Here is a 5,865-nt window from a genome sequence, read left to right on the forward strand (position 1 = left end):
TGTTTTGTTTTCATTTTTATTAGCCTCTTGAGAAAAAACTATACTACTTTTATTAATTAAAATCTTTTAATCATAAACCTAAAACAATCCTTCGTCAAGCTTGAGAAAAATCAAATTATATTGGTCTCCAAATCCCCTTAGAACTTTGGTTTGGAGACCAAATCCCTACGATAAAACCTTACCAATGGATAATGGATAATTAATCCCCAGAACTCTAAAGCCTCTTTACCAATTGATAATTGATAACTTAGAGATAGTTTTCATTACCCATTATTAATTATTAATTATTCATTATTAATTAATATTAAATATCCAAATCAGTAATATTCAATTTTGGTCCATAAGTTTCAATAAACTCGCGCCGGGGAGCAACCCGATCGCCCATCAATACAGTAAATATCCGGTCTGCTTCCGCAGCATCTTCAATTTCTACTTGCTTCAAAGTCCGTGTTTCTGGGTTCATTGTCGTATCCCAAAGTTGTGCTGGCATCATTTCACCGAGACCTTTAAACCGTTGGATAGTATAGTTAGCATTAGCAGGAAACTCATTTTGAACCAGTTGGTTGAGTTCGCGATCGCTATAACAATAGTAATGATTCCTACCACGCTCCACTTTATACAAAGGAGGGCAAGCAATATACACATAACCCTGGTCAACCAACGCCCGTTTATATCGGTAGAAAAATGTTAATAACAACGTGCGGATGTGGGCACCATCAACATCTGCGTCAGTCATAATAATTACTTTATGATAGCGTAGTTGAGCAACATCAAACTCATCACCTTTGATACCCAGACCTAAAGCTGTAATCATTGATTGAATTTCATTATTTTTGTAGATCCTAGCATCATCCGTTTTTTCAATGTTGATGATTTTACCCCGCAACGGTAATATTGCTTGGAAACGGCGATCGCGACCTTGTTTGGCACTATTATGAACAAAAACTCCACTAGCTAAGGCAAAGTTGTGAGTATTGGGAACTTCAATGTCGTAAACATCCCGTCGCTCTTCCAGAGGTTCAATAGAAACAACCCGATGATTATAGTTACGAATGGCATCCCGCGCTAAAAATTCGTCTCCTCCAAAATAGCGGTCGCAGAAAGTCTCAAACTTCAACATCGACTTATCCTTCTCGCGACGACGATAAATATCATACAAATCCAAATCTATGAAACGAGAACTCTGGTAAACCTTATGCAACGCCTCAAGAGTCTTGCGATAGTAAGTTTTATTTAACGCCTCGCGACGCTTGGCACGAAATTCAGGAGTCCACTGTTCCTTAGTTTTTTGCCGTCGCCACTCCAACAAATCTTCATCTTGCCATTGCTGTTTTGCTACTTCAGAAGCTGCCTCCCGTGCTTCTGGGTTATTCGCAAAATAATCCCGCACTCGTTCAGCTTGAGCTTGACAATTCTCAGCTTTACTCCAATATTCTTGCTGTGCTTTCATTAACTGTTCGCGATTTTCTGCACGATACTCTTCATTGCCATCATAAAACTCGCGCCATTTCTGAACCATAAAAGCCTTATACTCATCGACTTCCCACTGTGCTTTAGCTTGTTGTGACAAAATCTCTCGCGTCTCAGGTTCCTGCATTCGTTCCTTCATCTTCGCCCGAAATTGATCATTTGTATGAGCTTGACGACTTTTTTCTTTAACATCGGGACGATGCAAAGTGAATTCAAGATGTTCCCTGTGTAATACTAAGTGATCCTCTGCTGGAAGTCGCTGAATATTGGTAGGATTATTATTGAGTTTATTAAAATCAACATGATGACGATGGTTGCCATCTCCTGACTTATATACTCCTGCATTCAAGTTATAAAAGTCTGCTAATAAATGGGTATAAATCCAACTATCTTTTTTAGGATTCCAAACCATTTCATAACCATCTAATCCTTGACCAGTTTTTGTCTTTTGAGATAACTTTCGATACAGAGGCATCAAAGCATCATTTGGTGTTAATAAAGCTGCTGGTTTATAACTACCATCTCTGAGCATAAAAGGATGATCTGGAGTACAAATTATAGTTTCATTATTATCCAAAGTTATCTTAATAACTGTGGCATTTTGCTTCGTCATCCTCGCATTAATTATCCTTTCAACTGCCACATATCCCTTCTCATTAATTGTGTAGCAAAAATGTTCTTTACCCTCAGCTTGTTCGGCTACTATTTCTGCCAAACTAATATTACGTCCATCAGCCAAAGAAATTTTTTGTTGACTAAAAAAACAACCCCCGGCACTGTCCCCTTCAACGAGATATATCTCGGATTCTTCAGGATTTTTCGTACTGCAATCGGCTAGTTTTCCTGGTAATGGAGAAGATTCTAAAACTGATTTCCTCCTAACTAAATCCCTCGCTCGACGAGCTGCTTCTGCTGCTTTAAAAGCTTGAATAGCTTTCTCTAAAACTGCATCAGCAATTTGAGGATTAAACTCTAAATATTCAGTTAAAACTTCTCCTACCAAAGAGTCAACAATACCTCTAACTTCAGTATTGCCCAACTTAGTCTTTGTTTGACCTTCAAATTCTGGTTCAGGAACCTTTACAGAAATAACTGCCGTCAAACCTTCCCGGACATTTTCACCACCCAAATTAGAATCACCTTCTTTGAGTTTATTCCGCTTACGAGCAATACCATTCATTGTTCTAGTTAAAACAGTTTTCAACCCCTCCAAATGAGTACCACCATCAATAGTCCGAATATTATTGGCAAAACCGAGAACATTATCACTAAAAGCATCCACACACCATTGCAAAGCTACTTCCACTTGCACATCATTCTTTTCCCCTTGTACAAAAATGACCTCTTCGTGCAAAGGTTGCTTTTCCCGGTTCATGTAGATAACATATTCCTTAATCCCACCCTCATAACAATAAGATTCAATTCGTGGTTCATCACTTTTGATTAATTCCAGGCGGTGGTCTGTTATCGTAATCTTGACACCTGCATTCAAATATGCTAGCTCTCGCAGACGGCCAACAACAGTACTGTAGTCAAACTCTATACCTGTAGTAAAAATTTCTTCATCGGGGAGAAAATGTACTGATGTACCTGTCCGCTTTTCTTTATTAGACTTAGATTTCAGGTTATCAGTAGGTTTGCCACGCTCATAACGTTGGAGATGTGTCTTTTTATCGCGCCAAACCGTTACCTCTACCCACTCTGACAGAGCGTTGACTACTGAAACTCCCACTCCGTGTAATCCCCCAGAAACTTTATAGCCACCACCACCAAATTTACCTCCAGCGTGGAGAACAGTCATAACTGTTTCTAAAGCTGACTTACCTGTTTTAGAATGGGTATCCACCGGAATACCCCGGCCATCATCTGTAACTTTAATAGAACCATCTTCATTCATATCGACTTCGATGTGGGTGCAATAACCAGCTAGCGCCTCATCGATCGAGTTATCGACAACTTCGTAGATTAGATGATGTAGTCCCCGAGGCCCTGTGGAACCGATATACATTCCTGGTCGTTTGCGTACCGCTTCGAGACCTTCAAGAACTTGTATTTGTTCAGCGCCATAATCGCTGCTGGCCATAGCAATATCCCTCCTAATACTGGCTTTAATCGCAACTTTTGTCAAAAAATGATAAAGTTCTACTAAATTATAACATAAAAGCCTTAAAAGCGACTCTGGGCTATTCTGAGGAGAAATTTATTTAGGGGATGTAGGTACCCAGGAGTCATAAGTCGGGATTCAGGAGTCAGGAGACAGAATGAACAAAAATTTAGACAGAAGTTTCGACCTAAAAAAAGGATCGGGACACCCTTCTCAATGGATAATGGATAATTGATAATTGATAATTGCTGAATTTGGTATAAGACCTCCTTCATTATTTATGAATTATGAATAAAATAAAAAGAAAATATTTTCCTTAAGTTCAATCCTCTTCTTTCAAGGATAGGTAATTATCCATTATTCTTTGTTCATTGTTCATTATCAATTGTTAAAGTGAGGTGGGGATGAATGCCGACTCAAATATATAAAACATCGGCCTAATTTTAGTTGTTGATGAGAATCCCCAATTAGAAATTAAATTTCTAACTTCTTCAATTAACAAGGAGTCAGGTAGGGGAAACGACGGAGAGTTGACCTGAATTATTTCTTGATAGAATAATATGTAGAAACCAATAACTTGTCTAACTTTTGACTTTTGACTTTTGAATTTTGACTTTTCTCTAATTACTATTTGTGGGCCTACTGCTACGGGTAAATCTGGATTAGCTTTGGGTTTAGGCCAGAGACTAGGATCGGCGATTATTAGTGCAGATTCTCGTCAAGTGTATAAATATTTTAACATCGGAACGGCAAAACCAACTATAGAAGAACGGGAATTAGTACCTCATTACCTAGTAGATATTTGTGAACCCACGGAGATTTTAACCCTAGCAGAATATCAAGAACAGGCACAAAATTTAATTAGTAAAACTGGTGTGGCATCTCCTAGTTTATTAGTGGGGGGTACGGGTTTATATATTAAGGCAGTAGTTAAAGGTTTGAAGATTCCTAGAGTTGGGCCTAATGAAAAGTTGCGATCGCAACTAGCAGATTTAGGTCAAAAACAATGTTACGAAATGTTACAACAAGTTGATGGGATTGCTGCTGATAAAATTCATCCTAATGATGCAGTACGAACGTTGCGAGCATTGGAAGTTTTTTATGTGAGTGGGAAACCCATTTCCCAACAGCAGGGAGAAAACCCACCAAATTATCCTATTTTGCAGATAGGATTAGATTGTGATGTGGAAGTTTTGGGCGATCGTATTCGTCATCGGACTAATAAAATGGTGGAAGTTGGGTTAGTGGAAGAAGTCAAATTTTTGTGTGAAAAATATGGTGCTGAGTTACCATTGTTAGATACATTAGGTTATGCAGAGATGAAACAATATTTGGCAGGGGATATTAGTTTAAGTGAGGCGATAGAAGCAACAGTTTTACATACTCGTCAGTTTGCCAAGCGACAACGAACTTGGTTTCGAGCATATCCAGAAATTGAATGGTTTGATGCAGCAGCACCAGGTTTATTAGATCGAGTTTGGCAGCGAGTAGGGGAGTAGGGGAGTAGGGGAGTAGGGGAGTGGGGGAGTGGAGGAGTGCTTACAAGGGTAAGTTTTTAAGATTGGACACGGAGACGCGGTGACACAGGGACGCGGAGATTGGATAATTGAGTAATTAATAGAGTTGTTGGGAAATAAAAATTGAATAATGCTCAAAACCTTATAGAATAAGGTTTTCAGTTCTATAATCGTGAAAAATGCTATAAACTTTGACCAATAAGGGTTTTAGCCATTTTTTTAGCTTAATTCCCAACAACTCTAATTCAATCTACTCGCTCTATTCATTAAAGAAAACCCCCATCCATCTATCTGCATGTCTCCCCCTCCCCGCGTCTCCGTGTCTCCGTGTCTCCTCCTCCAGAATCATATTACTGGTGTCTGGATATTCATGGGGCAGAAGAGTCAATTTTTCTGACATAATTACCTCCAGATTGATTTAGGAATTGTTTAATATATTGTATAGCGTTTCTCAAGTTACTGAAGTACAGTTGTTTTTCTTCTTTTGTATTCCCTACTCCCTCTTTTATGGAGATGTTTACTGTGGTCTACCCAAATGAAAACCGCTGTAATGAACATTTACTAAACAAGTGCCATAAAAAACAAAAAAAGGTAGGCAAAACCTACCTTAAAGTTAACTAAAATCAATTATCAAACAGGATTGGGTTGCTCAAATCCCGGTGACAAAAACAACTTCTGACTTTTGACTTCTGACTTCTGATTTCGTTAAGCGCCCACAGCTTCCTTCGCCGCATACATAACTTCCAAAGAAATCTGCTCAAAACCACGTTCTCT

General features: G+C 38.8%; 2 protein-coding genes. One reads left to right on the forward strand and one right to left on the reverse strand.

The genetic code is table 11. From position 1 onward, the window contains the following. Positions 1 to 304: 304 nt before the first annotated feature. On the reverse strand, positions 305 to 3,553 hold the full coding sequence (gyrB, locus tag AC3DU7_RS08730) for a DNA topoisomerase (ATP-hydrolyzing) subunit B (protein WP_488038962.1): 3,249 nt from the start codon (positions 3,551 to 3,553) through the stop codon (positions 305 to 307). A gap of 623 nt (positions 3,554 to 4,176) precedes the next feature. Here gyrB and miaA point away from each other — a divergent pair. Further along, positions 4,177 to 5,073, forward strand: coding sequence for a tRNA (adenosine(37)-N6)-dimethylallyltransferase MiaA (miaA, locus tag AC3DU7_RS08735; RefSeq protein WP_488038963.1), 897 nt, complete (start codon positions 4,177 to 4,179; stop codon positions 5,071 to 5,073). The last annotated feature ends 792 nt before the right edge of the window (positions 5,074 to 5,865 follow it).

It is taken from the genome of Okeania sp., assembly GCF_983059655.1.